Origin of the sequence: Bradyrhizobium sp. LjRoot220 (genome assembly GCF_964252915.1) — a bacterium.
Lineage (GTDB): Bacteria > Pseudomonadota > Alphaproteobacteria > Rhizobiales > Xanthobacteraceae > Bradyrhizobium.
Genome location: NZ_CAXUPS020000006.1, coordinates 336,496 through 363,316 on the forward strand (window position 1 = coordinate 336,496; position 26,821 = coordinate 363,316).

Here is a 26,821-nt window from a genome sequence, read left to right on the forward strand (position 1 = left end):
TAGGCCACAGAATCGACTGCGGGGTCAACGGGTTGGAGCGTATTGGCCGAGCCTCCGATAGCGGGCGGAAAGCCCATGTATCCGGATCGGTTGAGGCGGGTTTAACGAATTCATGGGAATCTGCCTGCGAAAAAGACCATCAAATCATAGGGCTGGGAACCAAATAGCGTGACGGCGGCGTTCGACGAGCTGGATTTCGAGTACGCGACGTCCATTGCTGAAAAGGCGATGCAGTCGATGGCCGAGCAGTGCGTGCCGCCGACGCCGAACAATTTCCAGGTCTGGTTCAATTATACGCTTGGCTCGCCGCCGGTGCTGAAGCGGGCGATCGATATCCTGATCGGCAACAAGCGCAAATTCGACGCCCACACCAATCGCGAAATTTACGACAGCTATATGGGGTCCAAAGCCTCCGACGACGCGGTGGCCTATGATGTCTCTCAGCAACTGCATTCGGTGATGGCGTCGGCCAAGCAGTTCCTGACCACGGCGATCGCCGACAACCGCACACAGATGGCCGCCATCAACGACGTCACCGAGCAGACCGAGGCCGGCGTCGACCCCAAGCAGCTGATCGAGAGCCTGATGGGCGAACTCGCCAAGGCGACGACGCGTGCCACCAAGCTCGAAGTCGGCTTTGTCGAGAAATCCCGCGAACTGGCGACGATCCGCGATTCCCTGGTCAAGTCCGAGGAGCGGGCCAAGACGGACACCCTGACCGGCCTGCCGAACCGCCGGGCGCTGGAGGAGTTCTTTCGCAAGGCCCAGGTCGCCGCGATGGAACAGGACGATCCCCTCAGCGCCTTGCTGATCGATATCGATCACTTCAAGCGCTTCAACGACGAGTTCGGCCACGGGGTCGGCGACCAGGTGCTTCGCCTGATGGCGAAGGTGCTGCGCGACGGCGTGCGGGACATCGATCTGCCGGCGCGATACGGCGGCGAGGAGCTGATCGTCATCCTGCCCAACGCGGGGCTGACAACGGCTACCGCGATTGCGGAACGCATCCGGCGTTTGGTTGCGGAGTGCCACATCTCCCGCCGCTCGACCGGAGAAGCGCTTCCCGGCATCACCATTTCCCTCGGGGTGGCGCAATTTCAGGGCGGCGAATCGATGGCCGATCTGATCGAGCGCTGCGACCGCGCGCTCTATCAGGCCAAGAAGACCGGGCGCAACCGTGTCGTCACCGAGACCGATCTCGAGCCTGAGCAGCAGGCGACGGGCTAGAGCGGGACGAGATCAGGTTGGGCCGTGACGCCGGATCCTTTGCGCGCCCAGGCCCAAACAGAAAAACTGCTGCGAATTCAGGCTCATGCTATCTTTGCATGGGGTTGTTTTCGCGATTTTTGTGACCGGGCCCTGCGCTCCACCGGCCGTGGCGCGTCGCCGACGCGCGTGAACGAGCCGGTGGAGGCGCTGGTTGCGTCCGGGACACGCGGCTTACCCCGCCAGCGCCATCCCGGCCTCATCCACGATCAGCGCAAAACCATGCTCGACCACGGTATTGCGGCCGCGATGCTTGGCGGCGTAGAGGGCGGCATCGGCCGCCTCGATCAGGTCGCCCGGGCGCTGCATATCATTCGGCAGCGTGCCGGCGACGCCGATGCTCACGGTGACGATCTGATGGTTGCTGGCGTGGTGGGGTATTCCGAGGTCCTGAACTGCCACGCGCACCATTTCGCCGATCGCCAGCGCCTTCAGCGAGTCGGTGTTCGGCAACAGCAGGCAGAATTCCTCGCCGCCGTAGCGGCCGGCAAAGCCCATGGAGTCGGCGGCGATACCGGCCAGCGCTTCGCCAAGCCTGGTAAGGCAGGCGTCGCCTTCGGGGTGGCCATAGGTGTCGTTATAGAGCTTGAAGTGATCGACATCGATCATCAGCAGCGACAACTCGCTGTTGTATTGCAGCGCCTTCATCCACTCGAAATCCAGACGGCTCTGGAAGCCGCGGCGGTTGCCAAGGCCCGACAGCATGTCGATCGACGCCATCACGGTGAGGCGATCGTTGGTGGCGACGAGTTCGCGCTCGCGCTGGCTGAGCTGGGCGGCCATCGCGTTGAAGGCGCGCGCCAGCGGCATGAATTCCGAAGGCAGCTTGTTGCGCGCGACGCGCGCCGACCAGTCGCCCTCACCGAACCGCTTGGCCATGCCGGTCATCACCTCGATCGGGTTGATGATCAGCTTTTCCGCGCCGATCAGCGCGCCCAGCAGCACGAACAGGCAGACGAATCCCAATTGAAGATAGGCGGTGCGGATCTCGCGATTGATCGCTTCCGTCACCTTGGTTTCGTCGATGCTGACGATCAGGCGGGATTGCGTGCCGGAAATGCGGGAGAAACTGATCGTGCGATTCGAGCCGTCGGAGGCGGTGAACGAAAGCGAGCCGGTCGGTGCGTCGGAACTCAAGGCCCTCTCCGCGGCCGCGGCCATCAGCGGCACGGAATCCAGCGGCTTGCCGATCATGCTGGTCCGATCGGCGGGCGCGGCGAGGACGACGCCGGCGCTGTCGACCAGCAGCGACGAAATTCCCGGCCGCCCGCCGAGATTGGTCATGATCTTCGACAACCAGTCGATATTGATGCCGGCAACGACGACCGCATCTTCCTCGGGATTGATGGCAGACACCGGATAGGCTGCCATCATCATCGGCCGGCCGTTTGTCCTGCCGAACAGATAATCGCTGAAGACGAAGTCGCGACTTGACTGCGCCTTCTTGAAATATTCGCGGTCGCCGATCTGCAGTCCGACCTGAACGTTCAAGGTCGAGCACTGCACCAGGCCGTCCCTGGAAGCGATCATGATGCTGCGGATCCAGGGCAGGTTGCTCGGCAGGCTGGCGCGCAGGATTTCGCAACTACGCCCGATGCCGCTGGAGGCGCGGATGTAGGCCGCCGATTTCAGCATCGTCTCGACGGAGGACACCACTTCGCGCTGGGTATCGGCGCTGTGCTGGGCGATGTTGAGGAATTCTTCGGTGGCAAGGGCGATTTGTCTGGAACGGGTATGTTCGAGCGAACGAACGCGTTCCAGCATCAAGGGTGCCACCAGGATCAACGCCAGCAGCGCCAGCCGCGTGCGGATTCCCAGAAGCTTCTTGAGTTTCACCCTGTTGCGGTTGAAAGTAACGCCAGACATCCTTCTGCCCACCCCGCGTGACAGGGTAAAGCGAAGGGTTCAAAAAGCCTTTCCCGAACTTGGTAAAATTCAAGGAAATCCCGCAAATTTACGAGCTGTGATCGACATGACGCCTCCGACAACCACCTTGCTAACAGAACATTTACCGAGCGGTCTTGCCGCGGTGGAGCAGGACATCGCGCGCGCCTGCAAGGAAGCGCGCCGTGATCGTGCGACGGTACAATTGATCGCGGTGTCCAAGACGTTCGACGCGCCGGCGATTTCACCCATTATCGATGCCGGACAGCGCGTATTCGGCGAGAATCGCGTGCAGGAAGCCAAGGCGAAATGGCCTGGGTTAATGTCCGCTTACCAGGGGCTGGTGCTGCATCTGATCGGGCCGCTGCAATCCAACAAGGCGAAAGAGGCCGTCGCGCTGTTCGACGCCATTCACTCGGTCGACCGCCCGAGCATTTGCGAATCGTTAGCCAAGGAAATCAATTCCCAGAAAAAACAGCCGGAATTGTTCGTCCAGCTCAACACCGGCGAGGAGCCGCAGAAAGCCGGCGTCGCACCCGCCGAGGCCGATGCGTTCATTGCGGGCTGCCGGGAGAAGTATGGGCTTTCGATTTCGGGATTGATGTGCATTCCGCCGGTCAACGAGGCGCCGGCGCCGCATTTCGCACTGACTGCCAAGATCGCCGCGCGCAACGGTCTGAAGAATCTATCGATGGGCATGAGCGCCGATTTTGCGATCGCGATCCAGTTCGGCGCCACGCATATCCGCGTCGGCTCGGCGATTTTCGGGCATCGGTAATTTTGTCGTCCCGGCCAAGCGAAGCGCGAGCCCGGACCCATACGCCCCGGCTTCTCGGTTGTGCACGGTCGGAGTTGATCCTCTTCGTAAGCAATGAATAGCGGTGGCTATGGGTCCCGGCTCAAGGCCGGGACGACACCGAGTGTGGAGCGGCCGCCTACTCGAACCGCACCGACACTTTCCCGAGCACACCGAAATCAACCGCACAGAAATCGCCGGCCTTGATCGGCAGCGGCGGATGGCAGGTGCCTGTGGTGACGACACGGCCCGCCTTTAGTGTCACGCCGAGCTGGCGCAATTCGTTGGCGAGCCAGGTCAGCGCCAGCCGGGGATCGCCCAGCACGTTCTTGCCGTGACCGATGAATTGTTGGCCCCGCAGCGTGGTGACAGGCCGTTCCTCGACCAGATCGCGCGTGCGCCAGTCCGCCGTCGTGGCCGGGCCGAGCACGAACAGATGCGCGCAGGCGTTGTCGGCGATGATCTGGGCGTCGCCGGCGCTGACGAAATCCGAAAAGCGCGAATCCGGAATCTCGATCGCCGGATGCAGCGTGTCGACGGCATCGAGCACCTGGCTCACGGTGTAGGGCGTCGATCGCGACGGCAAATCCGTCCGCATGCGAAACGCGAATTCCGGCTCGGCAACGCGCATCTCGTTGCCGGCCATCGACGCCGTGCCGCCGTCGGCAATCACGGTCTCGGCGAGAATGCGTCCGGCCATCGGACCCTCGACATTGATGTGTTTCTGCCCGGCCTCGCTGGTGGCGGCGATCTTCCAGCCGAACAGGTGGGTCGTCGAAAATCGTTCGATCGCGGCCTGGATCGCATACGCCTCGATGCGGTCCTGTGGCCGCAGCGAGGCCTCGATCGCGTCAAGCTTGGTGCCGGCGCGCCAATGGTCGTGCAACGTCTGCGACGCAGACGCAATCTGATGTCTGTCCAGCATAATCCCCGAATCCCGAAATGAAGTTCATCCGATAATAATTTTGGTTTGTGGCCCCATCCGCCGCAACAAGCGCAGCATCGCAGATTTCGTCATCGAAACGCAGCCTGCTGTCGCGGAGAAATTGGCGCGCGCCAGATGCAGGAACACGGCGCTGCCGCGGCCGGCGATGCGTGGGCCGCTGTTGTGATCGATCTCGACGATGAAGTCGTAGAGGTGATCGTCGCGGGTGAGGCGGTCGCCGGCCTGGTCGCGGGCGAGCCGTATCGGCTGGTTGTAGTGGCGGTCCTTCGGTTCCTCGCACCAGCCGTCCTCGGGCCGGATCGGCCGGACCGGCAGAAAGGTTTGGGGGCGGGTGTGGCGGTCGGCGCGCCACCATAGTTGCAATGGCTGATAGATGCCCCGCGGGGTGCCGCCATCGCCTTCGCGCTTGTTGGCGAGGATGCCGCCGCGGCCAAGTGCCACCGGCACGCTCCAGCCGTCCGCCGTTAGCCAGCCCCGGCGCGGGTCGCCGGCGGCGCGGTGAACCCTGACCGCCGAGAGCGGCCGATCACGCGCTTCTGTCCCATAAGTGATTGAAAAATTGGTGTTTCCCATGCCAAACGCCCGAATCCTGGGGTTGCCTCCCCGGCCGCAATTGCTCTATTTGACGCGCATTACAGGACATTCATCCAACAGCCCCCCGAATATGGGATACACTGCGGTTCGCCTTGTGAAATTGTAACAATCTTCCTACCTGATTCCGGACAACTCCCCCGATGGCCGCGGTTCGCCTGCGAACCAGGCTCATCATCGACCCATTCGACCAAGACCGGCTTGAGACGCTTTCCGCTTGTGTCCGCCGCCTGCCTCAAGAGGATCGTACCTATGGCCACTGCCCGCAAGATCCTGATCGTGGATGACGATACCGATCTGCGCGATACCCTGGTCGAGCAATTGTCGCTGCATGAGGAGTTCGAGGCCTCTGCGGTCGATACCGGCGCCAAGGGCGCCAGCGCCGCCAAGGCCAATTCCCCCGATCTCGTGCTGATGGATGTCGGACTGCCCGATACCGACGGCCGGGAAGTGGTCCGCTCCCTGCGCAAGGGCGGCTTCAAGGCGCCGATCATCATGCTGACCGGCCATGACACCGATTCGGATACCATTTTGGGCCTCGAATCCGGCGCCAATGACTACGTGGCAAAGCCGTTCCGCTTCGCGGTGCTGCTGGCCCGGATCCGGGCGCAACTGCGCCAGCACGAGGCCAGCGAGGACGCGGTGTTCTCCGTCGGCCCCTACAGCTTCCGCCCCGGTTCCAAGATGCTGACCGGCGCCAACGCCCGAAAGGTGCGGCTGACCGAGAAGGAAACCGCGATTCTGCGCTTCCTGTACCGCGCCGGCCAGATGCCGGTCTCGCGCGAGACGCTGTTGCAGGAAGTCTGGGGCTATAATTCCGGCGTCACCACCCACACCCTGGAAACCCACATCTACCGCCTCAGGCAGAAGATCGAAAAAGACGCGGCCAATCCGGAGATCCTGGTGACGGAAGCCGGTGGCTACAAGCTGGTGCCGTGATACGATTCGGCCCACGAATCGTACCTCCTTGGGCATCACCGGTTCCGTATGTCGATCGAAGATGATGTAGCCCTGCTCGAGCGCGTCCCGACACTGCGCCTGTTGGGGACGACGGCGCTGCGCATGCTGGCGATCGGCTCGGAGCAGCGCGAATTCGGCCGCGGCGACCAGTTGTTCAACGCCGGCGACGAGGCGGATGCCGGCTATATCGTGCAGCGCGGCGCGTTCCGGATCGAGGACGGCGGCGCCGAAATCATCGCGGGCCCCGGCGCCCTGATCGGCGAGCTCGCGTTGATCGTGGCGATGAAGCGGCCGTCGAGCGCGATTGCGATCGAAAACTCCACCGTGATCCGTGTGGCGCGCAGCCTGTTTCAGCGCGTGCTCGAAAGCGACCCGGCCGCGGCGCGGGCGCTGCGCGACGAACTCGCCACCCGCACCAGCCAGCTGGCCAGCGATATCCTGATGGCCGGCGCCAAGCTCAGCACCTGATCTCTGGATTATTGTTTGACGCGTTTTCTATCGCAGATAAGTCTACGCAATCTGCGTAAACTTGATTGCTACGCGAACCGGCACCCACTTCGCTCGAAAACGCTCTGACCTCACACCTCCAGCGTCACCGTGACCGGCACGTGATCCGACGGCCGCTCCCAGCCGCGGGCATCGCGGGTGATGCGGAAATCGCTGACGCCGTCCTTCAGCGCGCGCGAAACCCAGATGTGGTCGAGCCGGCGGCCGCGGTCGCCGACGGTCCAGTCGGCGGCGCGATAGCTCCACCACGTATAGACCTTCTCCGACAGTGGAATGCGCATCCGAGCGACGTCGAACCATTCGCCATGGGTCTGCGCTGCCAGCAGCTTCTCGCATTCGATCGGGGTGTGCGAGACCACCTTCAAGAGCTGCTTGTGCGACCACACGTCGTTCTCGTGCGGCGCGACGTTGAGGTCGCCGACCAGGATGTGCCGGTCGTCGCCGCGCGGATGCAGCGGCTCGCAGGCTTTCAGCTCGTCGAGAAATTGCAGCTTGTGATCGAATTTCGGATTGAGCGCCGGATCGGGAATATCCCCGCCGGCGGGCACATAGAAATTATGCAGCACCAGCGGCTTGGCGAGCTGGGCTTTTTCGCCGAAAGCCACCGAGATGTGCCGCGAATCGATCTTGTCGCAGAACGTGCGGATATCCGTGGTCTCGAACGGCAGCTTCGAGACGATGGCGACGCCGTGATAGCCCTTCTGACCATTGAGCGCGACATGCTCGTAGCCGAGGCGCTTGAAGCGCTTCAGCGGAAAGGCGTCGTCGATGCATTTGGTTTCCTGCAGGCAGAGCACGTCCGGCCGCACCGATTTGAGGAATTTGGCGACGATGTCGATGCGCAGGCGCACCGAGTTGATATTCCACGTGGTCAGGGAAAAACGCATGCGAACGGTGTAGCAGTCTTTCCTCTCCGTCATGGCCGGGCTTGTCCCGGCCATCCACGTCTTTCTTCTGCATGAAAGTGGTGGGCGCGGCGCCAAACGCGCCTTTGCCTACCCTGCGCACCACTAGCCGGGCGGGACGGAATAATTAGTGAAATCGATCTTGAACAGGCCGGGATCGACCTTCTTCGAGGTATCGAGATTATAGACCGCGACCGTGGTGTCGTAGCCCTGCGGGTCGGTCACGGTCCATTGTTTGAGCTGGCCGTCCTTGGTGCCGACCATCAGCATCAACCGGCTGGTGCCGATCAGCGCCTGCTTCTCCTCGATGGTGACGCTGATGAAGACGTCATCGGCGGTGACGCTAACGACGTTGGTGTCCTTCAGCAGGTCGATTCGGTCCGACAGCAGGAACCGCAGCGGGGTTTGCGACAGCGGATAGATGTCCTGGGTCGCGAGCTTCTTGTCGCGCACGGCGAGCGAGGATCCGTCGGCGACGATCGCGATCTGGCTCGGCGCGTCATATTCGAAGCGCACCTTGCCCGGTTTCTGGATCACGAAGTCGCCCTTGGTCTTGCTGCCGTCCGGCCCGACCTGGACGAAATTCCCGACCAGCGTCTGCAGCGACGACAGATACGAGCTCACCCTGGCGGCCTGCGCCTTCTGGTTGGCATCGAAGGTGGCGAATATATTGGCAGGCACATTACGGTTCGGATCGGGAATCACCGGGTTCGGCGGCGCCTGGGTCGTCCCTGCCTTCGGTGCTGCCTGGGTCGCCCCTGTCGTCGGCGGACCCCTTTGCACATCCTGCGCGCTCAACTGTACGCCACCGTCGCGGGCCTTGGGTGCGGGCTTGGGAATCGGCACATTCTGCGAAAAGCCTGATGTCGCCGCACCGGCGACGGCGATCACGAGCGCCAGTCCGTAACGGGTGCCGCGATGGATAAAGTGCTGTGTCATCAGATATTTCGAATCTCTATTCAACGCGGGTGACTTAGGGAGGCTTGCCGCTGCCGGTGGTTCTATCGTGCTTTCGGACCAGGGAGATATCGTTTTTCCGTGAGAATTATTACGCTAAATTAAATTCGTCAGCTGTGGCTCTTGTTTGACGCCTGGGCTTCACGCGAAATCGGTTCAGAAACGGCCCTCTTCCTCCTCGACCAGAATTTCGCGTTTGCCGGCGTGGTTGGCCTGGCCGACGATGCCTTCGAGTTCCATGCGCTCCATCAATGAGGCGGCGCGGTTGTAGCCGATTTGCAGCCGGCGTTGAATGTAGGAGGTCGAGGCCTTGCGGTCGCGCTTGACGATCGCCACCGCCTGCGAGAACAAATCGCCGCCGCCGTCGCCGCCCATGCCGGTGGAATCGAATACCGCGCCGTCCTCGTCGGTCGGCTCCTCCGCGGTGACCGCTTCCAGATATTCCGGCTGGCCCTGCGTCTTGAGATGGCGCACCACCTTTTCGACTTCCTCGTCGGAGACGAACGGTCCGTGCACGCGGCTGATACGTCCGCCGCCGGCCATGTAGAGCATGTCGCCCTGGCCGAGCAGTTGCTCGGCACCCATTTCGCCGAGGATGGTGCGGCTGTCGATCTTCGAGGTGACCTGAAACGAAATACGGGTCGGGAAGTTCGCCTTGATGGTGCCGGTGATGACGTCGACCGACGGCCGCTGCGTGGCGAGGATCACGTGCAAGCCGGCCGCGCGCGCCATCTGCGCCAGCCGCTGCACCGCGCCTTCGATGTCCTTGCCGGCGACCATCATCAGGTCGGCCATTTCGTCGACGATGATGACGATGTAGGGCAGCTGCTCGAGGTCGAGCTTTTCTTCCTCGTAGATCGCCTTGCCGGTTTCCTTGTCGAAGCCGGTGTGCACGGTGCGCGAGATTTCCTCGCCCTTGCCCTTGGCTTCCAGCAGGCGCTGGTTGTAGCCGTCGATATTACGGACGCCGAGCTTGGACATTTTCTTGTAGCGCTCTTCCATCTCGCGCACCGCCCATTTCAGTGCGACCACGGCCTTCTTGGGGTCGGTCACGACGGGGGTCAGCAGATGCGGGATGCCGTCATAGACGGACAGTTCGAGCATTTTGGGATCGACCATGATCAGCCGGCACTGATCCGGCCGCAGCCGGTAGACCAGGCTGAGGATCATGGTGTTGATGGCGACCGACTTGCCGGAGCCGGTGGTGCCGGCAATCAGCATGTGCGGCGTACGCGCGAGGTCGATGATGATGGATTCGCCGCCGATATTCTTGCCGAGGCAGAGCGGCAGCTTGGCGTGCGAGTCGTCCTTCAGCGCAAGCAGTTCGCGCAAATAGACCTTTTCGCGATGCGCGTTCGGCAATTCGATGCCGATGGCGTTGCGGCCGGCAACCACGGCGACGCGCGCCGACAGCGCGCTCATCGAGCGGGCGATATCGTCGGCAAGGCCGATGACGCGCGAGGATTTGATGCCGGGCGCGGGTTCCAGTTCGTACAGCGTCACCACCGGACCCGGATTGGCCTTGACGATTTCGCCGCGGACGCCGAAGTCGCCGAGCACGCCTTCCAGCGCGCGCGAATTGGCCTCGAGCTCGCTCTTGCTGAGCGGCTGGCGATCGGACGCCTTCGGCGCGGTCAGCACCGAGACCGACGGCAGTTCGAACTTGTCGGAGGATTTGCGTGGCGATGCCTTTGGCGCGGCCTTCTTGCGCGGGGCGCGGGCGACCGGCGCTTCTTCTTCCTCGTCTTCTTCCTCTTCCTCGTGGCCGTAGTCTTCGTCCGCCTGCGGCGCCAGCGATGGCGCCTGGCGGCCGCCGAGACTGGGCTCCTGCCGTTCGAACGAGGCGGCGCGGGGTTGTGGCGCGCTGGCGACCAGCGAACGATAGGCGGTGCTCAGCAGCCAGCCGAGCCGCGCCTTCGCGCTCATCACGGCATGATAGACCCAGCCGAGCGACACCGAGCTGCGATCGTCCTCTTCGACGAACGGCACGTCATCATCCTCGATCGGCGTCAGCTCTTCGTCGTCGCGCGGACGCGACCCCCAGCCGCTCGCAAACAGGAAGGAGGCGGACATCGCGGCAAACAGGATCAGACCTAGCACCAGCCGATAGATGAAACCGGCGGGGCCGAATATCACGGCCGGCGCGCGCACCAGCGCATCGCCAACGACGCCGCCAAGCCCGGTCGGCAGCGGCCAGGCGCCGCCATGCGGCCAGCAGCTGGCAAAGCCTGCCGCAATGATCGTGCAGAGGATCCAGCAGCCCAGCCGCAACGCTTCGCGGTCGAAGGTGCGATGGGTCAGCATGCGCCAACCCCACACCGCGACGGGCAGGATCAGCATGATGGCGCCGAGCCCGAGGATTTGCATCAGCAGATCGGCGCCGATCGCGCCGGGATAGCCGAGAACATTGCGGATCGCGCGCGAGGTCGCGTGGCTGAGGCTCGGGTCCTGCACTGACCACGTCATCAGCGCGGCGGCAGCGACGCCGGACAGCGCGATCAGGCACAGGCCTGCGACCTCTCGCAGGCGCCGCGCCAGCGCGTCGCGGATCGAGGCCGGCAGATGGCCGACCAGGGGAATGACACGTTCGATCGCTGGCATGCTCATGGGGCCCTGCGATTAAGCCAAAGTTTCGACCAGCCGATGCAATGCCTCGGCCGTTGATTCACTGTCCGATACCAGCGCCAGGCGGATATAGCCGGCGCCGGGATTGCTGCCGTCGTTCTGCGGCCGCGACAAATAAGTTCCGGGGATCACACGCACGCCCGCATCCCTGTAGAGTCGCACCGTTGCGGCCTCGTCGCCGCCACGGTCCGACACATCGAGCCAGACACAAAAGCCGCCGGGGGGCCTGGCGTAGCCGTAGCGGCTGCCGAGGATCTGGTCGGCGAGATCGAACTTGATGCGGTAGAGCCGGCGATTTTCCTCGACATGCGCCTCGTCGCTATAGGCGGCGACCGCGACGTGTTGCAGCGGCACCGGCACCTGCGGAGCCGCGACATTGCGCAGCTCGTGAAACACGCTGAGGAATTTCCTGTCGCCGGCGGCAAAGCCGACGCGCATGCCCGGCAGGTTCGAACGCTTCGACAGCGACTGGAACGCGACGACGTTGGTGAAATCAGGTCCGGCGCATTCCAGCACACTGCCCGGCGCCTGCCTGGTGTAGATTTCCGAATAGCACTCGTCGCTCAGGATCATGAAGCCGAATCGGTCAGCGAGTTGCGTCAAACGGGTGAAGTACTCGCGCGAGGCGACCGCGCCCTGCGGATTGGCCGGCGAGGCAATGAACATCGCCACGGTGCGCGCCAGCGTCGCCTCGTCGAGCGTATCGAGATCCGGCAGGAAGCCGTTGGCGAGCGTGGTCGGCAGGTAGATCGGTTCGCAATTGGCGGCGCGCGCGCCGGCGCCATAGGCCGGATAGAACGGATTGGGCATCAGGATCGCCGGCCTGCCCTTGCGCGGGCCGACATAGCGCGCGGCCGTGATCGCGGCGAAAAACAATCCCTCGCGGCTGCCGTTCAGCACCAGCACTTCGCTCTCGGGATCGACGGCGCGCGGCAGTTGGAACCTGGCCGAGAGCCAGTTCGCGACCGCCCGGCGGAACGGCTCGATGCCCTTGGCGATCGGGTAGCGCCCGAAATCGGCGGTATGCTTGGCCAGCACCGGCCCGACAAAGGTCGGAACCGGGTGCTGCGGTTCGCCTAATGACAGTGCAATCAACGGCTTACCGGGCTGATAGGGCGCCAAAAGCTCGGCCGTCCGCAAAAACGGCGAACGCTCGGCCTGACCGGCAGCGGTGACACTGCCGGCGCCCTGCGCCACGCCGGAAGAGGCGGTCATTGCCATGTCTGAAACGCCAGCACTTTCAATTGCGGTCGGGGACGGATGGATCGACCGGGAACGGATCAAACCACCATAGATACGGCGAGGTTAAGACGCGATTAACCATCGGCGCCAGCGTCGATTTTGAGTGGATTTTGGCTGTGCTCGGCGACGATGCGACTGTCATACCCGCGAAGGCGGGTATCCAGTACGCTGGGGCCCATCGATTCTATCACTGAAGTCTCTCGAATACTGGATCGTCCGCCTTCGCGGACGATGACAGGCAAATGCGTTCTCGCGGCGCATTGCGCCCGAGCTTTGCCTGGAAATTCCTTGCCTCGCATAATAAGGCGCGCCCGTCGGGCCAGTTTGTGGCGCTCAAGCCGTCATTGCGAGCGCAAGCGAAGCAATCCATGCCTCGGCTTGGAGCAAGTTGGATTGCTTCGCGGAGCCTGTCATCGGGCGCGCGTTCGCGCGACCCGTTGGCTCGCGATGACGATTCCCGCGCCTACCGCTGCGGCAGCCGCTCGAAGCTCGGCATGCCCTCAGGCACGTGGTGGTAGGGTTGCTTGTCGACGGTGTAGATCGCGATCTGCGGGCCGCCGAACATTGCGGGATCGTCGAGTGTGCCGACCTTGACGACGACGCCCGGCAAACCCGGCGGCCGTGTCACGACATGGGTGCCGCATTCGGCGCAGAATTCCCGCGTCACGGCGCGTTCCAGATCGGTGCGCTTGAACTGTTTCGGGGTTTCCTTGGTGTATTTGAAACCGGCGATCGGCATCACCAGGAACATGTTGGTCGAGCCGCCGGTGATGTACTGGCATTCGCGGCAATGGCACTGCGCCTTCATCATCGGCTCGCCCTCGGCCTCATAACGCACTTTGCCGCAATAGCATCCGCCTTCGAGTTTCATGACGTTCTCCCGGTTTTCGTTTTGGTCAATTCTGCGCCCCGTGCCGGATTTGGCAATGCTTTTTTAGCCCTGGTTTCTGTTCCATCGTGATTTCAGCCATTCCCGGATTAGTTTGCGCACGAACGCCGGAAGGCGAGCGCTGGCAGGAGCATGTGATGGACGAAGAGGGTTTCTGGAAAGTCGTACAGCGCGCACACGATCTTTCAGGCGGCGATATGGATCAAAAATGCGATGCGCTGCGGCAACTGATCTCGGCGCTATCAAAGGACGAGGCGCTCGAGTTCGCCCAGCATTTCGACGCCATGATGCACGAGGCTTACAACTGGCCTCTGTGGGGCGCAGCTTACGTCATCGATGGCGGGTGCAGCGACGATGCCTTTACCGATTTCCGTACGGCGCTGATTTCCCGCGGGCCCCAGGCATTCGAGCGCGCGCTCGCCGATCCGGACTCGCTGGCGGACGAAGATTTCGAAGAATCGGACTGGTTCTATGAAGGCTATCAATACGCCGTCACCGATGGCGTCGATGCGGTTGCCGGCAGCCTTCCGCAAAGGATCGCGCCGGCTCAACCATCCGGAACCGAGTGGCAGGAGGACAAGGTGTATGACCTGTATCCGAAACTCGCCGCGAAATTTGGGTAAAGCGTACTCGTTTTCCCGAATGGTGCGCGGTCGTCCGCGCCGCACTCTGGCGGTCACAACTAATGCCTACCGCGTCCGCGACAACCTCACTTGGCCGCGGTGCATCTCTTCTCGGCTGCGCTTCTCAAGAATTTCGAGCTGACCGCGCTCTACGAGCAACATCAGGCGTTGCTTCAACCACTCAAAATCAATGTTGACAATTTCGTCGTCGAGTTCGGAAGCCATGGCTGTCCCGATGATCCGCGATACGAGCTGCCAATCGTCGGTTATCAGCTCCATCAGCTGCGAGTCAAAATAAGCGGCTTCCGCCGATACCAGAATGCCATTCTCGATTACACGAAGCGGTGCATTTTCAGAGATCAGCTGCCGCCACACGTCGAGGTACTGCTCGCGCCTGTTGGTCGGCAATGGCATGGCGAGGTCCCAAAGCTTGTTAAGGCGAATGTTATCGTCGCGCAGATAGGCGAGACAGGGGGCCAAGACGGGCAGTCGCGGTGGGCCGCGCTCCGGGGAGGGAGAAATCAATACTTCGCTTAAATCAATGATGTCGAATGGGGCATCACCCCACTGCCATAGCCAATTCAGAAAGCCGCAATATTCATGTGGAGACCGCCGGCTCAGCCATACGATCTTTCGATGGCCGGGAAACAGGGCATCGTCCCAATCTCGTTCAGAGGGGGCGCGGTCTTCAGGCTTGGTCCGACCGAGTTCTTTTTCGAGCCATATCGCGCGCGCTGAGGGATCAGACGGGTCGATCGGACCAAAGTTCAAACCATGCCATGTCGTAACGACCTGATCTTTCCGGCCGGCTTTCCTCAGTGCCCGGACGAGGTTCCCCGCGCCTGAAAGCGTGAAAACGAAATGAACGATGGTCTGCGTCATCATCGATCCTCAACGGGCGGACCGTGATGACACCTTCAAAATCGCGCGTCCAGCCTCGGCATGCATTGCTAGAAAAAAGAAAGGGGCTCCAACTTGCGCTGGAGCCCCTCAACGGTCAGGGCATTGCCGGGTATGTGCCCGAACCGGAGTTGTGGACGCGACCCTGGTGGACCGCGTCCCGGGAGAACTCACATGTTGTAGGCGCGCTCGGTGTGCTCGGTGACGTCGAGGCCTTCACGCTCGGTCTCGACGTTGACGCGCAGGCCGACGATGACATCGACGACCTTGAACAGGATCGCAGAACCGATGCCCGACCACACCAGCGTGGTGCAGACGCCCCAGAGTTGCGAGGTCATCTGGGCTGCGAAGTCGTACTCCGCGATTTTGCCGATGGTGTAGTCCATGACGCCGGTACCGCCGAGCGCCGGGTTCACCAGGATGCCGGTGCCGAGCGCGCCGACGATGCCGCCGACACAGTGGACGCCGAACACATCGAGCGAGTCGTCATAGCCAAGCGCATTCTTCACCACGGTGCAGAAGAACAGGCAGACGATTCCGACCACGAGACCGAGCACGATCGCGCCCATCGGACCGGAGTAACCGGCCGCCGGCGTCACCGCCACCAGGCCCGCCACCGCGCCCGACAACGCGCCGAGCACCGAGGGGTGACCCTTGACGATCCATTCCGCGAACATCCAGGCCATCGCCGCCGCTGCGGTTGCAACGAAGGAGTTGGTCATGGCGAGCGCGGCGCCGCCGGAGGCTTCGAGGTTCGATCCGGCGTTGAAGCCGAACCAGCCGACCCAGAGCAGCGCGGCGCCGATCATGGTCATGGTCAGCGAGTGCGGAGCCATCAGCTCCTTGCCGTAGCCGACCCGCTTGCCGATCAGCAGCGCGCCGACCAGACCGGCGATGCCGGCGTTGATATGCACCACGGTGCCGCCCGCAAAGTCGATCGCGCCCTTCTTGAAGATCCAGCCCTGGTCATCCCCGAACGCGGTCTTCGCCGCATCGAAGGCGGCTTGCGCAGCCGCCTTGTCGGTTGCGGCTTCGAAGGTCTTGAGCGCCGCAGAGATCGCGTCCGGTCCGGCCCAGTACCAAACCATGTGCGCGATCGGCAGATAGATCAGCGTGACCCAGAGCGGCACGAACAGCGCGACGGCCGCGAACTTCATCCGTTCGGCGAACGCGCCGACGATGAGGGCCGGGGTGATGCACGCGAAGGTCATCTGGAAGCAGATATAGATCAGCTCCGTGATGTTGACGTCGGCGGAGAAGGTCGCCACCTGAGCATCGAGAATCGTCTTGCCTTCGGGCGCGATCTTCAGGAACGCCTTGGAGAAGCCGCCGATGAAGTCCGAACCGCCGGTGAAGGCGAGGCTGTAGCCGTAGACCGCCCAGAGCAGGGTGACGATGCAGACGGTGTAGAAAACCTGCATCAATACCGAGAGCATGTTCTTGGAGCGGACCAGACCACCATAGAACAGCGCCAGGCCGGGAATCGTCATCAACAGCACCAGCACCGTCGACGTCAGCATCCAGGCGTTGTCGCCCTTGTTGACAGTAGGCTCCGCGTAAGCGGCGGTCGCGGCCAACAGGCCGACTGCGAGGGCCGTCAATCCCGCGCTATAGGGACGCTTGAACGTCATTTGTTTTACTCCTGAGTGGTATGATTGAGCGCGAAATCAGAGGGCCGCGGCATCCGCCTCACCGGTGCGGATGCGAACCGCATGGTCGAGGTTGATGACGAAGATCTTGCCGTCGCCGATTTGTCCGGTTTTGGCTGCCGTGGTGATGGCGTCGATGGTCTTGTCGACCTGGTCCGAAGCCACAGCGACTTCGATCTTGATCTTGGGCAGGAAGCTCACCGCGTATTCAGCGCCGCGATAGATTTCCGTGTGGCCCTTCTGCCGACCATAGCCTTTGACTTCCGTCACCGTGAGACCGTGAACGCCAATGGCGGTCAGGGCGTCCCGGACTTCTTCGAGTTTGAATGGCTTGATGATCGCCATAACAATTTTCATGGGTCCTATCCCCGCTTGGCCCGGTTCAGACAGACCGGGCGTTCTCGACTGAGGTTCACCACGCGGAGAGGTTCACTTCGCGGGCACAGCCATGACCCCTAGAATCAAATGCCGTGCCAGAACGGTGGAATTCCCTAACGGTTTATGAATCCGGGGCTTTTCGGCGTTTTCCAAGGGGGAACCAAACTGCGCTATTCCGCCGCGCTCAAAACACAGGCAGGCATGCTCAAAACGTGAGCACGCCAGACTCCGGACATAATCCTGCCCAGCGCTAGGGCAGCAGGGCGGTATCGCAGTAGAGGGCAGGAAATCTTATTGCAGCGCCTCGCCATGCTGCGAAATATCGAGGCCTTCGAGCTCCTGCTGCAGTGACACCCGCAGAGGCACGAATGCACTCACCAGCTTGAGCAGCACGTAGGTCACGCCGCCCGACCACACCAGGGTGGCGGCGATGCCGTAGAGCTGGATCAATACCTGTTGCGGGTTGTTTTCGATCAGCCCGGCGGTGCCGCCGATGGCGGAGGTGGCGAACACGCCGGCCAGCAGGGTGCCGGTCATGCCGCCGACGCCGTGGACGCCGAACACGTCGAGTGAGTCGTCGTAATTGAAGCGGTGCTTCAGCCAGGTGCAGGCCCAGAAGCACACCAGACCCGCCACCACGCCGATGACGATGCCGTGCCAGGGCGCGACGAAACCGGAGGCCGGCGTAATCGTGCCGAGGCCGGCGATCGCGCCAGAGATCATGCCGAGCACCGAGGGCTTGCGCCGCGTCGCCCATTCGATCGCGCCCCAGGTCAGCGCGCCGGCGCAGGCCGCCAGATGCGTTGCGGTGATCGCCATCACGGCGCGCGGACTGGCCGCCAGCGCCGAGCCGCCGTTGAAGCCGAACCAGCCAACCCACAACAATCCAGTGCCGATGACGGCGAGCGACAGATCGAACGGGGAAAGATTGTCGCTGCCATAGCCGTGACGCCGTCCCATCACCGTGGCGGCAACCAGGCCGCCGATGCCGGCGGACAGATGCACCACCAGACCACCGGCAAAATCCAGCACGCCCATGGTCGCGAGGAAACCGCCGCCCCACACCCAATGCGCCAGCGGCACATAGACGAACATGAACCAGCCGATCGCGAACAACAGATAGGCCGAGAACCGCATCCGGTCGGCCACCGCGCCCGCCACCAGCGCCACGGTGATGATCGCAAACGTCATCTGGTACAGCATGAACAGCGCTTCCGGAATCGTCTTGGCCGCCGGATTGACGCTGTCCATCGTCACGCCGATGAGAAACCAGCGGTCCAGCGTGCCGATCCAGGGACCGTCGCCGACGAACGCCAGCGAATAGCCGAAACACACCCAGAGTATCGAGATGATCGCGACCGCAGCCAGGCTCTGCGCCATCGTCGCCAGAACATTCTTCTTGCGCACCATGCCGGAATAGAACAGCGCCAGGCCCGGTATCGTCATCATCAGGACGAGCGCGGTGGCGACGATCATCCACGCGGTGTCGGCGGCGTTGATGGTCGATGTCTGCGCAACGGCCGGCGTCGCCGGCGAAAAGCTCATCGCAAGAATGCTGAGCGCAGCGAGCTTCGCTGCACGATACGAATGTGCCCCCATGGAATTTCCCCGGCCTGTTGTCGTTGTGTTGGCTTTTTTGGCTCGCGCGTCAGGCGTCGTTGCCAGCGCGCGTTGAACTGCAATGAAAACTCAGAGCGCGTCGCTGTCGGTCTCGCCGGTGCGAATGCGCAAGGCGTGATCGATCGGCGTCACGAAGATCTTGCCGTCGCCGATCTGTCCGGTGCGCGCATGCGCGGTGATGACCTCGACCGCCTTTTCCGCAATGTCCGAGGCAACCGCGATTTCGATGCGCAGCTTGGGCAGGAAGTTCACGACATATTCGGCGCCGCGATAGATTTCGGTGTGGCCCTTCTGGCGGCCGTAACCCTTGACCTCGGTGACGGTCATGCCGTGGACGCCGATGGCCGTCAGTCCCTGGCGCACCTCGTCAAGCTTGAATGGTTTGATGATCGCGACGACGAGTTTCATGGTCAGGCCTTCATGTCTCTTGGAATGCTCTTTGGATGGTCGTTTTGGACGTTCTTTTAGGCGATCTGTTGGACGGTCTGTTGGCATGTTCGGCAGGCTGGCTGCTCAGCGCTTCGCTGCCAAATCCAAATCTGGCATCTTTCTATGCAAATGGCACAAAAAAGTTGCAGGTTTAAGGGGAAAACATTTCGCACCGGGTGACCTCGGTCACTGTACAGGGAATATGATCCTCCGACAGAATGGGTTTTTCGCCAGCCGCCCCGCCGGCTTCCCCCGTTTCCACGACCAAAGGGATTAAAAATGTCGAACCGATCGTGGTTTTATGCATCGAACGGCCAGCAACAGGGGCCATTTCCGGAAGCCCAGCTGCGAGATCTGATCACAAGGGGGACGGTCCGCGCCGATACGCTGGTCTGGTCCGAAGGCATGTCGGGCTGGCAGCGTGCGGGCGAAATTCCCGGCCTGATGCCGGCGGGCAGCGCGCCGCCCTCGGTGACGCAACCGGGCGGCCCGCCGCCGATGGCCGGCGGCGGTGGCGGTTACGGAGGCGGCTATAGTGGCGGCCCGCTGTCGATCGATTTCGGCATCCTGGAGTTTGTCTGGCGCAGCCTCGTGATGGTGATCGGGATGCTGCTGGTCATCCCCGCGCCGTGGGTCCTGGTCTGGTATCTCAACTGGATCGTGCCGTGCGTAAAGGTGCCGGGCCGGCCGAACCTCAGCTTCACGGGCAACCCGATGACGATCGTTCCCTGGTATTTCGGGATTGTCGTGCTCGCGGTCGCCTTTGCCCTGGTCGGCAATGAGTGGCTCAGCAATCTGGTGAACGTCGTTCAGTTTGTTCTCTACTGGCTTTTCCTGAAATGGTTCATCGCGAACCTTGCGTCCGACGGCGAGCCGCTCGGGCTCAGCTTCTCCGGTTCGATCTGGGCGTTTCTGGGATACTCGATCCTCGGGGTGCTCGCCATCTTCACGATCATCGGCTGGGCGTGGGTTTACGCGGCCATGATGCGATGGGTTTGCCGCAATATCCAGGGCACGCGGCGCGAAGTCGTATTCCTCGGCACTGGCTTGGAGTTCCTGTGGCGCGTGATCGTGGCTGCCATCGCGTCGATCCTCATCATCCCGATTCCATGGGTGTATCGATGGATGTGGCAATGGCTGGCGTCGCAGACCGTGTTGGCCGAGCGCGGCAGCGAGGCCAAAGGGTAAGGCGCAAGGCCTTCGCCCGGAAACGCTATGTCCGGCGCTGGCGTATGGACCCTTCCTGCGCCACTGACGCCACCAGCGTGCCGTCGGGCTTGAAAATGAGGCCGCGGGCCAGCCCGCGGCCGCCCTGTGCGCTCGGTGAATCCTGCGCGTAGAGCAGCCATTCGTCGGCGCGGAACGGCCGGTGAAACCACATCGCATGATCGAGGCTGGCCGGCATCAGATTGCTGTCGAACAGCGTGCGGCCGTAGCGCGCCATCACAGCATCGAGCAGTGAGAAATCTGACGCATAGGCCAGCGCGCACATATGCAGCGCCGGATCGTCGGGGAGTTTTGCCGCGGTTCGGATCCAGACATTGATGCGGCCATCGTCGATGGTCTCGCCGAAATAGCGGCCGAGCTCGACCGGGCGCAGTTCGATCGGCCGGTCCATCTCGTAATAACGCTGGATGAACTCCGGCATCTCCTTGAACACCGGCTGTTTTGCGACTTCTTCGGCGGAGAGTTTTTCCGGCGGCGGCACGTCCGGCATCCTGTCCTGGTGGTTGAACGCACCTTCTTCCTCGGCATGGAACGAGACCATGATCGAGAAGATCGCGTTGCCATGCTGAATGGCGGTGACGCGCCGGGTCGAATAGCTCTTGCCGTCGCGTAAGCGCTCGACCTGGTAGATGATCGGAACATGCGGATCGCCCGGCAGGATGAAATAGCAATGCAGCGAATGCGGCAGCCGGCCCTCGACGGTGCGGCACGCCGCCACCATCGCCTGTCCGATCACCTGGCCGCCGAACACCCGCTGCCAGGCGGTTTTCGGGCTGTTGCCGCGAAACAAATTCACCTCGATCGGTTCGATATCGAGGATCGAAATCAGGTCGGTCACGCTTGCGGACATGGCGGCGCTTTCGGTTGGAGTTTTTGTCATTCCGGGGCACGCGCAGCGTGAACCCGGAATCTCGAGATTCCGGGTTCGATGCTGCGCATCGCCCCGGAATGACGGATAAAGCTCTTGTTTCTCAACTCTGTTTCACCCAGCTATACTCCAGGTGCAAGAGTGTGAATTAAGCAGGTCCCGATGCCGGCACAGCGAAGTATTGTCATCTGCGGCGGCGCCTTTGCGGGGCTGGCGCTGGCGCTGGCGCTGCGTCAGGGCCTCGGCCGCGATATTCCGGTGATCGTGGCCGATCCGGCGCTGGCCTCGCGGCCGAGCCGCGATCCGCGCGCCACTGCGATCGTCGCCGCCTGCCGGCGGCTGTTCGAGGCGCTCGGCGTCTGGGGCCAGATCGCGCCCACCGCGCAGCCCATTCTCGACATGGTCGTCACCGATTCCAAGCTGGAAGACGCCACCCGCCCGGTGTTTTTGACGTTCGCCGGCAATGTCGAGCCCGGCGAGCCGTTCGCGCATATGGTGGAGAACCGCTATCTGATCGATGCACTGGTGACGCGCGCCGAGGCCGAGGGCATCGATTTGCGGGCGACCGCGGTTGCCTCGTTCGATTCCCGCACCGACGGCATCGACGTGACGCTGGCGGACGGCCATCGCATTGACGCGAGCTTGCTGGTCGCCGCCGACGGCGCGCGCTCAAAGCTGCGCGAGCGTGCGGGCATCGCGACCCATGGCTGGGACTATGATCAATCCGGCATCGTCGTCACGGTCGGCCATGAGCGCGATCATCACGGCCGCGCCGAAGAACATTTTCTGCCCGCGGGGCCGTTCGCGATCCTGCCGCTGACCGGAAAGCGCTCGTCGCTGGTGTGGACCGAGAACCGCACTGAAGCTGCGCGCATCACAGCACTCGGCGAAGACGAATTTCACGGCGAACTCGAGCAGCGTTTTGGTCTGCATCTCGGCGAGGTCAAGGCGCTCGACCAGCCGCGCGCGTTTCCGCTCGGCTATTTCGTCGCGCGCTCTTTCATCGCCGAACGGCTGGCGCTGATCGGTGACGCCGCGCATGTGATTCACCCGATCGCGGGCCAGGGCCTCAATATGGGCCTGAAGGATGTCGCCGCCCTGGCCGAAGTCGTGGTCGACGCCGCGCGGCTCGGCATGGATCTCGGCCAGGTCGACGTGCTGGAGCGTTACCAGCGCTGGCGGCGGTTCGACACCATGGCGATGGGGCTTGCCACCAACTCGCTGAACTTCCTGTTCTCCAACGAATCGCAAGTGCTGCGCACCGTGCGCGATATCGGATTGGGCCTGGTCGATCGCGCGCCGCCGCTGAAAAGCCTGTTCATCCGCCAGGCCGCGGGATTGTCAGGCGAAGTACCGCGGCTGTTGAAGGGCGAAGCGCTGTAGACTCTCGCGTCGTCCCTGCGCACGAACGCAGGGACCCATAGCCACCGAACGTGATCATTACAGAAAGTGTCAGCCACCTCGCTCCAACCGATAGCACAACGCGGTATGGGTCCCGGATCGCGCTTCGCTAGTCCGGGACGACAGCGGAGTCAATCGATCTTCCTGGCCTCTTCCGGCAGCATGATCGGGATGCCGTCGCGGATCGGGTAGGCGAGTTTGGCCGAGCGCGAGATCAGTTCCTGCCGGGAGGCGTCGAATTCCAGCGGGCCCTTGGTGATCGGGCACACCAGGATTTCCAGCAATTTCGGATCGACGGTGCTGTCGAGGCGTTCGGTCGAATTCATTTGGTGTCTCCAGTCTGGCCGGTTCCTTAGCACAGCAAAGCTGTCATCGCGAGTTGGCCATCCGCAGCATCTCATCGAGCAGGGCCTGTTGCTGCGCTTTCGGCAGCGGCTGGTCCGACAGCGCAAAACCGAGAAACGCCCAGTACAGGATCTGCGCGCGGGCGCGGGCCACCGCTGCGGGCAGTCCGGACTGCGTCAGTAGGCGCTCGACATAGCCGAGCCTGCGGCGGTCGATCGCCTGCACCGCGGTCCGCGCCGCGGGATCGACGCTGGCCCAGGTGCGGACTGCATTTTCCAGCGCCAGCCTTGCGCCGAATACCCGGCGCAGCAGCACCTCGAGCGGATTTTTGTCGGCCGAGACGGCCTCGACGCCCGCGATGATCTGTTCAGCCGCAATCTCGCGCCATCGCTTGAGGATCGCGGCGTGGAACGCGCTGATATCGGCGAAATGCCAGTAGAAGCTCCCGCGCGACACCCCCATCGCCTTCGCCAGCGGTTCCGCCTTCAGCGCCGTGAAGCCGCTTTTCGCCAGCGTTTTCAGGCCCTGGTCGAGCCAGTCCTGTGCCGAGAGTTGATCGACCATGTTCCTGTCCTGCGCATCCCACCATACACTACTGTATTGACAACCGCCAGGCCGCGGTGCATAACCATACAGTACTGTATGGAGGCTTTTCGATGCGCGATATCATTTTGCAATGCGCCGGGATTGCCGGCATAGCGGTGTCGATCGTTCACGGCGTGCTTGGCGAGACCAAAGTCTTTGCCAAAGCGACGATCCAGCCGGAAAGCCTGCGCACGCTGATCCGGCTGGTGTGGCAGGCCGGCACGGTCGCGTGGATCGGCGGCGCGGTGTTGCTGATCGCAGCGCCATCGATGGGTTCGGAAAGCGCGCGGCACTGGATCGTCGTCACCGTCATCGCGATCTACAGCTTCGCCGCCGTCGCCAACGCATGGTGGTCGCGGGGCCGCGCGATCGGCTGGAAGGCGCTCGGCGTCGTCGTCGTGCTGGCGGTCGCGGGGTATTAGCCGCCGCGCCCAATCGCCGCTGAGTATGCTCGCTGCGAGGTCTACATCGATCCTCGGCTCAGTAAATACGGCCGTTCCAGCTTCGACTGCTGTCGAAGCCATTTCCAACACGTCCATTTTGCGGCGATCATCTCGCGATGCGCGTATAACTACGGAAGCTCGCGTAAAAGTACGGAAGCTATTGTAGGAATCGCATTTACGACCGGATAACCACGCCTTCGGAACCTGCAAAAAAGTTAGCCAGTTAGCAATTCGTATCCGTGTATTCGTGAGCAGAACAACCATGGCGGAATAACATGTTTCGCGTTCTTACTTGCCTTACGGTCGAACACGACTGGCGCTTGGTTTTGCTTGCCGGCATCGTTTGCTTCGTTGCAAGCGTTGTAGCCATCCATATCTTCCATCGCGCAATCTCGTCGCATGCCAGGACGCGGCTGATCTGGATTGCTATCGCCGGCGCCGCGATCGGGTACGGGATTTGGGCGACGCACTTCATCGCGATGCTCGCCTACGAGCCCGGTGTCACGACCGGATACGGCGTGGCCTTGACGGCACTGTCGCTCGCCGCGGCAATGATACTGACGTCCGGCGGGTTCGGTTTCTCCGCCAATGCGCCCGGCCGGTGGCGCGCGCCCATCGGCGGCGGAATTATCGGCGCGGGAATTGCCAGCATGCATTATCTCGGCATGTGGGCGCTTGAAGTCCCCGGCCGCGTCACCTGGTCGCTTGATCTCGTGTTCGCTTCCATCATTATCGGCATGATGTTCGGTTATGCGGCGCTCGCGTTCGCGGTCCGCCACAAGGATATATGGGGAACTCTTGTCGCCGCGCTTTTCCTGACGCTCGCTATTGTCTCGCATCACTTCACGGCCATGGGCGCAGTGGAGATCGTCCCTGATCCGACGCGGGCGCCTGATGCGATGTCACTTTCTCCCGCCTTTCTCGCCGTTGCGATTGCAGGCGTCGCTCTGTCAGTGCTCGGGATGAGCCTGGTCGGCGTGCTGGCGGATCGCCGCCTCGCCAACCGGACGCGCAAATTCGAGGAGATCATCGATCAGCTCTCGCTCGCGCGGCAACAGGTCGAAGGCTCCCAAAGAGATTTGCAGGAGCAGAAGCTCAGGCTGGATTCGGCGATCAATAACATGGGCGAGGGTCTCTGCATGTTCGATGCGGAGAAGCGGCTTGTCGTCTGCAACGATCGATACGCGAAAATGTATCACCTGCCGCCGGAACTGTTGCGGGCGGGAACACCACACCGCGAAATCATCGAGCATCGCGTCAGCAACGGCATCCTCAAGGGTGGCACCAATGACAGCACCGCACAGCAGGTGCTGTCGGCCCTCAATGCGCTGCCGTCCAACGTCCCTGCAAGTCGCATCGACGAGCTTGCCGATGGTCGATTGATCTGCGTTACGAGGCAACCGATGCCTGGCGGCGGCTGGGTGGCGACGCACCAAGACGTCACCGAGCAGCGCCGGTCCGAGGCCAAGATCACGCATATGGCCCATCATGACGCGCTGACCGACCTGCCAAACCGCGTGCTGCTGAGGAAGCGACTGGAACTCGCCCTCTCCATCACGCGCAGGGGAGGCGCCGATCTGGCGGTGCTCATGCTCGATCTCGACCGCTTCAAGGAGGTCAACGACACGCTGGGGCATCCAACGGGAGACGCGCTGTTGCAGGCCGTTGCCGCGCGGCTGCTGGGGTGCGTCAGGGAAACGGCGATGGTCGCGCGGCTGGGCGGCGACGAGTTCGCTGTCATTGAGTGCGTGGAAAATCCGCTGGTGGAGGCCGTAGCGCTCGCCGAACGAATCAAGGCCGCGCTTTGCGAACCTTTCAATCTTGGCGATCATCGGGTCACCGTCGGAACGAGCATCGGCATTGCCGTTGCGCCACGCGACGGAACCGATTCCGATGAGATCCTCAAGAAAGCGGACCTCGCATTGTATTCCGCCAAGAACGGCGGACGCGGCTCCTTCCGTTTCTTCGAGCCGGAACTTGACGAACTCATGCATGCCCGCCGCAACCTCGAACGGGACATGCGCAGCGCGATTACCAATAATGAGTTCGAACTGCGCTACCAGCCGATCGTCAACTTCAAGACCGGCAAGATCAGCGGCTTCGAGGCGCTGTTGCGTTGGCATCATCCCGAGCGCGGCCTGGTCATGCCGGGCGATTTCATCCCGCTCGCGGAAGAAACCGGCTTGATCGTGCCTATCGGAGAGTGGGTCCTGCGGACAGCGTGCGCGGAGGCCGTAAAATGGCCCGCCAATCTCAAGATCGCGGTAAACCTGTCACCCGCTCAGTTCAGAAGCAAAGACCTGGTTCGGATCATTGTCAGCGCCCTGGCGAGTTCGGAAATTGCGCCACAAAGGCTTGAGCTCGAGGTAACCGAAACGGCCATCATGCACGATAGCGAGGCCGTATTCGCTGCCCTGGGTCAACTGCACGAACTGGGCGTGCGGGTTGCGCTGGATGACTTCGGCACGGGTTACTCATCCCTGAGCTTCTTGCAAAAGTTCCCATTCGACAAAATCAAGATCGACCGTTGCTTCGTCAGCGAGCTGACGAGCGCAAAGAAAGAATCCCGGGTCATCGCGCGTGCGGTGGTCCGATTTGCCGTTAGCCTCGGCAAGACCACGACGGCCGAAGGCGTGGAAACCAGGGAACAATGGGGTATCCTCTGCGGCGAGGCCTGCGTCGAATCGCAAGGCTACTATTTCAGTCCGCCGATCACGGGCGCCGAAGCTGCGCAGATGGTGCGCTCGCGGGTCAAAGCGTCCGCGACCGCCGCGTAAGGTTACCC

At 62.5% G+C, this 26,821-nt stretch carries 25 protein-coding genes; 9 read left to right on the plus strand and 16 right to left on the minus strand.

Annotation, left to right across the window (positions count from 1 at the left end; translation table 11 throughout):
* Nucleotides 1-237 precede the first annotated feature (237 nt).
* Nucleotides 238-1,227: a GGDEF domain-containing protein gene (locus tag ACSQ84_RS24965; RefSeq protein ID WP_436214502.1), complete on the plus strand. Its 990-nt coding sequence runs from the start codon at nt 238-240 to the stop codon at nt 1,225-1,227.
* 213 nt (nt 1,228-1,440) lie between these two features.
* On the opposite strand, the gene ACSQ84_RS24970 is transcribed toward ACSQ84_RS24965, so the two are convergent.
* A complete protein-coding gene (locus tag ACSQ84_RS24970) occupies nt 1,441-3,132 on the minus strand; it encodes a diguanylate cyclase domain-containing protein (RefSeq protein ID WP_436214371.1) in 1,692 nt (563 codons plus the stop codon).
* A 106-nt stretch (nt 3,133-3,238) separates the two neighbouring features.
* Between ACSQ84_RS24970 and ACSQ84_RS24975 the strand changes: the two genes are divergently transcribed.
* The gene (locus ACSQ84_RS24975; protein WP_436214503.1) at nt 3,239-3,928 is read left to right on the plus strand and encodes a YggS family pyridoxal phosphate-dependent enzyme; all 690 of its coding nucleotides are present in this window, start codon (nt 3,239-3,241) and stop codon (nt 3,926-3,928) included.
* A gap of 157 nt (nt 3,929-4,085) precedes the next feature.
* Here the strand turns inward: ACSQ84_RS24975 and ACSQ84_RS24980 are convergent, their stop codons facing one another.
* Together ACSQ84_RS24980 and ACSQ84_RS24985 are read right to left on the minus strand one after the other, a co-directional pair.
* Nucleotides 4,086-4,871: a 2-keto-4-pentenoate hydratase gene (locus ACSQ84_RS24980; protein WP_436214372.1), complete on the minus strand. Its 786-nt coding sequence runs from the start codon at nt 4,869-4,871 to the stop codon at nt 4,086-4,088.
* 24 nt (nt 4,872-4,895) lie between these two features.
* A complete protein-coding gene (locus ACSQ84_RS24985) occupies nt 4,896-5,465 on the minus strand; it encodes a L,D-transpeptidase family protein (protein ID WP_436214373.1) in 570 nt (189 codons plus the stop codon).
* Nucleotides 5,466-5,735: 270 nt separating this feature from the next.
* On the opposite strand from ACSQ84_RS24985, the gene ACSQ84_RS24990 reads away from it, so the two are divergent.
* Nucleotides 5,736-6,422 (plus strand): response regulator transcription factor, encoded by a 687-nt coding sequence (locus tag ACSQ84_RS24990; RefSeq protein ID WP_436214374.1) that lies wholly within the window; start codon nt 5,736-5,738, stop codon nt 6,420-6,422.
* A 48-nt stretch (nt 6,423-6,470) separates the two neighbouring features.
* Nucleotides 6,471-6,911, plus strand: a complete 441-nt coding sequence (locus tag ACSQ84_RS24995) for a Crp/Fnr family transcriptional regulator (RefSeq protein ID WP_436214375.1) — start codon at nt 6,471-6,473, stop codon at nt 6,909-6,911.
* A 110-nt stretch (nt 6,912-7,021) separates the two neighbouring features.
* Here the strand turns inward: ACSQ84_RS24995 and ACSQ84_RS25000 are convergent, their stop codons facing one another.
* The 5 genes from ACSQ84_RS25000 to ACSQ84_RS25020 all read right to left on the minus strand — a co-directional run bounded on the left by ACSQ84_RS25000 (nt 7,022) and on the right by ACSQ84_RS25020 (nt 13,550).
* Nucleotides 7,022-7,837, minus strand: a complete 816-nt coding sequence (locus ACSQ84_RS25000) for an exodeoxyribonuclease III (protein ID WP_436214504.1) — start codon at nt 7,835-7,837, stop codon at nt 7,022-7,024.
* 123 nt (nt 7,838-7,960) lie between these two features.
* Nucleotides 7,961-8,794: an outer membrane lipoprotein carrier protein LolA gene (locus ACSQ84_RS25005; RefSeq protein WP_436214376.1), complete on the minus strand. Its 834-nt coding sequence runs from the start codon at nt 8,792-8,794 to the stop codon at nt 7,961-7,963.
* Nucleotides 8,795-8,968: 174 nt separating this feature from the next.
* A complete protein-coding gene (locus ACSQ84_RS25010; protein WP_436214377.1) occupies nt 8,969-11,419 on the minus strand; it encodes a DNA translocase FtsK in 2,451 nt (816 codons plus the stop codon).
* A 12-nt stretch (nt 11,420-11,431) separates the two neighbouring features.
* Nucleotides 11,432-12,658 carry an aminotransferase class I/II-fold pyridoxal phosphate-dependent enzyme gene (locus tag ACSQ84_RS25015; RefSeq protein WP_436214378.1) on the minus strand — a complete coding sequence of 409 codons (1,227 nt, stop codon included), beginning with the start codon at nt 12,656-12,658 and terminating at the stop codon, nt 11,432-11,434.
* Nucleotides 12,659-13,142: 484 nt separating this feature from the next.
* Nucleotides 13,143-13,550 carry a GFA family protein gene (locus ACSQ84_RS25020; RefSeq protein WP_436214379.1) on the minus strand — a complete coding sequence of 136 codons (408 nt, stop codon included), beginning with the start codon at nt 13,548-13,550 and terminating at the stop codon, nt 13,143-13,145.
* 155 nt (nt 13,551-13,705) lie between these two features.
* Here ACSQ84_RS25020 and ACSQ84_RS25025 point away from each other — a divergent pair, with 155 nt between their 5' ends.
* A complete protein-coding gene (locus tag ACSQ84_RS25025; RefSeq protein ID WP_436214380.1) occupies nt 13,706-14,191 on the plus strand; it encodes a DUF4240 domain-containing protein in 486 nt (161 codons plus the stop codon).
* Nucleotides 14,192-14,257: 66 nt separating this feature from the next.
* Here ACSQ84_RS25025 and ACSQ84_RS25030 read toward each other — a convergent pair whose 3' ends face one another.
* The 5 genes from ACSQ84_RS25030 to ACSQ84_RS25050 form a co-directional block, all read right to left on the minus strand.
* Nucleotides 14,258-15,073: a DUF3658 domain-containing protein gene (locus ACSQ84_RS25030; protein WP_436214381.1), complete on the minus strand. Its 816-nt coding sequence runs from the start codon at nt 15,071-15,073 to the stop codon at nt 14,258-14,260.
* 188 nt (nt 15,074-15,261) lie between these two features.
* The gene (locus ACSQ84_RS25035) at nt 15,262-16,722 is read right to left on the minus strand and encodes an ammonium transporter (RefSeq protein WP_436214382.1); all 1,461 of its coding nucleotides are present in this window, start codon (nt 16,720-16,722) and stop codon (nt 15,262-15,264) included.
* Between the two features lie 36 nt (nt 16,723-16,758).
* The gene (locus ACSQ84_RS25040) at nt 16,759-17,097 is read right to left on the minus strand and encodes a P-II family nitrogen regulator (protein ID WP_007598642.1); all 339 of its coding nucleotides are present in this window, start codon (nt 17,095-17,097) and stop codon (nt 16,759-16,761) included.
* Nucleotides 17,098-17,409: 312 nt separating this feature from the next.
* Entirely contained in the window at nt 17,410-18,663 is a 1,254-nt protein-coding gene (locus ACSQ84_RS25045) for an ammonium transporter (protein WP_436214505.1), read from the minus strand.
* Nucleotides 18,664-18,807: 144 nt separating this feature from the next.
* Nucleotides 18,808-19,146 carry a P-II family nitrogen regulator gene (locus ACSQ84_RS25050; RefSeq protein ID WP_436214383.1) on the minus strand — a complete coding sequence of 113 codons (339 nt, stop codon included), beginning with the start codon at nt 19,144-19,146 and terminating at the stop codon, nt 18,808-18,810.
* A 300-nt stretch (nt 19,147-19,446) separates the two neighbouring features.
* On the opposite strand from ACSQ84_RS25050, the gene ACSQ84_RS25055 reads away from it, so the two are divergent.
* Nucleotides 19,447-20,355: a DUF4339 domain-containing protein gene (locus tag ACSQ84_RS25055; RefSeq protein WP_436214384.1), complete on the plus strand. Its 909-nt coding sequence runs from the start codon at nt 19,447-19,449 to the stop codon at nt 20,353-20,355.
* Between the two features lie 25 nt (nt 20,356-20,380).
* Here the strand turns inward: ACSQ84_RS25055 and tesB are convergent, their stop codons facing one another.
* Entirely contained in the window at nt 20,381-21,244 is an 864-nt protein-coding gene (gene tesB / locus ACSQ84_RS25060) for an acyl-CoA thioesterase II (protein WP_436214385.1), read from the minus strand.
* A gap of 180 nt (nt 21,245-21,424) precedes the next feature.
* On the opposite strand from tesB, the gene ACSQ84_RS25065 reads away from it, so the two are divergent.
* A complete protein-coding gene (locus ACSQ84_RS25065; RefSeq protein ID WP_436214386.1) occupies nt 21,425-22,645 on the plus strand; it encodes a ubiquinone biosynthesis hydroxylase in 1,221 nt (406 codons plus the stop codon).
* Between the two features lie 149 nt (nt 22,646-22,794).
* Here the strand turns inward: ACSQ84_RS25065 and ACSQ84_RS25070 are convergent, their stop codons facing one another.
* Both ACSQ84_RS25070 and ACSQ84_RS25075 read right to left on the minus strand, forming a co-directional pair.
* Entirely contained in the window at nt 22,795-22,989 is a 195-nt protein-coding gene (locus tag ACSQ84_RS25070; RefSeq protein WP_192740625.1) for a Trm112 family protein, read from the minus strand.
* 43 nt (nt 22,990-23,032) lie between these two features.
* Complete coding sequence (locus ACSQ84_RS25075) at nt 23,033-23,572, minus strand: TetR/AcrR family transcriptional regulator (RefSeq protein WP_436214387.1); 540 nt, start codon at nt 23,570-23,572, stop codon at nt 23,033-23,035.
* A gap of 92 nt (nt 23,573-23,664) precedes the next feature.
* Here ACSQ84_RS25075 and ACSQ84_RS25080 point away from each other — a divergent pair, with 92 nt between their 5' ends.
* Both ACSQ84_RS25080 and ACSQ84_RS25085 read left to right on the plus strand, forming a co-directional pair.
* Nucleotides 23,665-24,015 (plus strand): hypothetical protein, encoded by a 351-nt coding sequence (locus ACSQ84_RS25080; RefSeq protein WP_436214388.1) that lies wholly within the window; start codon nt 23,665-23,667, stop codon nt 24,013-24,015.
* Between the two features lie 296 nt (nt 24,016-24,311).
* On the plus strand, nt 24,312-26,813 hold the full coding sequence (locus ACSQ84_RS25085) for a bifunctional diguanylate cyclase/phosphodiesterase (RefSeq protein WP_436214389.1): 2,502 nt from the start codon (nt 24,312-24,314) through the stop codon (nt 26,811-26,813).
* Nucleotides 26,814-26,821: the final 8 nt, after the last annotated feature.

What these genes read in the sequence shown, in the direction of transcription:
- ACSQ84_RS24970 (WP_436214371.1), bottom strand. Translation starts at nt 3,132, where the DNA reads ATGTCTGGCGTTACTTTCAACCGCAACAGGGTGAAACTCAAGAAGCTT.
- ACSQ84_RS25065 (WP_436214386.1), top strand. Translation starts at nt 21,425, where the DNA reads ATGCCGGCACAGCGAAGTATTGTCATCTGCGGCGGCGCCTTTGCGGGG.
- ACSQ84_RS25035 (WP_436214382.1), bottom strand. Translation starts at nt 16,722, where the DNA reads ATGACGTTCAAGCGTCCCTATAGCGCGGGATTGACGGCCCTCGCAGTC.
- tesB (WP_436214385.1), bottom strand. Translation starts at nt 21,244, where the DNA reads ATGTCCGCAAGCGTGACCGACCTGATTTCGATCCTCGATATCGAACCG.
- ACSQ84_RS24975 (WP_436214503.1), top strand. Translation starts at nt 3,239, where the DNA reads ATGACGCCTCCGACAACCACCTTGCTAACAGAACATTTACCGAGCGGT.
- ACSQ84_RS24995 (WP_436214375.1), top strand. Translation starts at nt 6,471, where the DNA reads ATGTCGATCGAAGATGATGTAGCCCTGCTCGAGCGCGTCCCGACACTG.
- ACSQ84_RS24965 (WP_436214502.1), top strand. Translation starts at nt 238, where the DNA reads ATGGCCGAGCAGTGCGTGCCGCCGACGCCGAACAATTTCCAGGTCTGG.
- ACSQ84_RS25025 (WP_436214380.1), top strand. Translation starts at nt 13,706, where the DNA reads ATGGACGAAGAGGGTTTCTGGAAAGTCGTACAGCGCGCACACGATCTT.
- ACSQ84_RS24980 (WP_436214372.1), bottom strand. Translation starts at nt 4,871, where the DNA reads ATGCTGGACAGACATCAGATTGCGTCTGCGTCGCAGACGTTGCACGAC.
- ACSQ84_RS25000 (WP_436214504.1), bottom strand. Translation starts at nt 7,837, where the DNA reads ATGCGTTTTTCCCTGACCACGTGGAATATCAACTCGGTGCGCCTGCGC.
- ACSQ84_RS25055 (WP_436214384.1), top strand. Translation starts at nt 19,447, where the DNA reads ATGTCGAACCGATCGTGGTTTTATGCATCGAACGGCCAGCAACAGGGG.
- ACSQ84_RS25070 (WP_192740625.1), bottom strand. Translation starts at nt 22,989, where the DNA reads ATGAATTCGACCGAACGCCTCGACAGCACCGTCGATCCGAAATTGCTG.
- ACSQ84_RS25040 (WP_007598642.1), bottom strand. Translation starts at nt 17,097, where the DNA reads ATGAAAATTGTTATGGCGATCATCAAGCCATTCAAACTCGAAGAAGTC.
- ACSQ84_RS25050 (WP_436214383.1), bottom strand. Translation starts at nt 19,146, where the DNA reads ATGAAACTCGTCGTCGCGATCATCAAACCATTCAAGCTTGACGAGGTG.
- ACSQ84_RS25085 (WP_436214389.1), top strand. Translation starts at nt 24,312, where the DNA reads ATGTTTCGCGTTCTTACTTGCCTTACGGTCGAACACGACTGGCGCTTG.
- ACSQ84_RS24985 (WP_436214373.1), bottom strand. Translation starts at nt 5,465, where the DNA reads ATGGGAAACACCAATTTTTCAATCACTTATGGGACAGAAGCGCGTGAT.
- ACSQ84_RS25010 (WP_436214377.1), bottom strand. Translation starts at nt 11,419, where the DNA reads ATGAGCATGCCAGCGATCGAACGTGTCATTCCCCTGGTCGGCCATCTG.
- ACSQ84_RS25080 (WP_436214388.1), top strand. Translation starts at nt 23,665, where the DNA reads ATGCGCGATATCATTTTGCAATGCGCCGGGATTGCCGGCATAGCGGTG.
- ACSQ84_RS25045 (WP_436214505.1), bottom strand. Translation starts at nt 18,663, where the DNA reads ATGAGCTTTTCGCCGGCGACGCCGGCCGTTGCGCAGACATCGACCATC.
- ACSQ84_RS25075 (WP_436214387.1), bottom strand. Translation starts at nt 23,572, where the DNA reads ATGGTCGATCAACTCTCGGCACAGGACTGGCTCGACCAGGGCCTGAAA.
- ACSQ84_RS24990 (WP_436214374.1), top strand. Translation starts at nt 5,736, where the DNA reads ATGGCCACTGCCCGCAAGATCCTGATCGTGGATGACGATACCGATCTG.
- ACSQ84_RS25015 (WP_436214378.1), bottom strand. Translation starts at nt 12,658, where the DNA reads ATGGCAATGACCGCCTCTTCCGGCGTGGCGCAGGGCGCCGGCAGTGTC.
- ACSQ84_RS25030 (WP_436214381.1), bottom strand. Translation starts at nt 15,073, where the DNA reads ATGACGCAGACCATCGTTCATTTCGTTTTCACGCTTTCAGGCGCGGGG.
- ACSQ84_RS25005 (WP_436214376.1), bottom strand. Translation starts at nt 8,794, where the DNA reads ATGACACAGCACTTTATCCATCGCGGCACCCGTTACGGACTGGCGCTC.
- ACSQ84_RS25020 (WP_436214379.1), bottom strand. Translation starts at nt 13,550, where the DNA reads ATGAAACTCGAAGGCGGATGCTATTGCGGCAAAGTGCGTTATGAGGCC.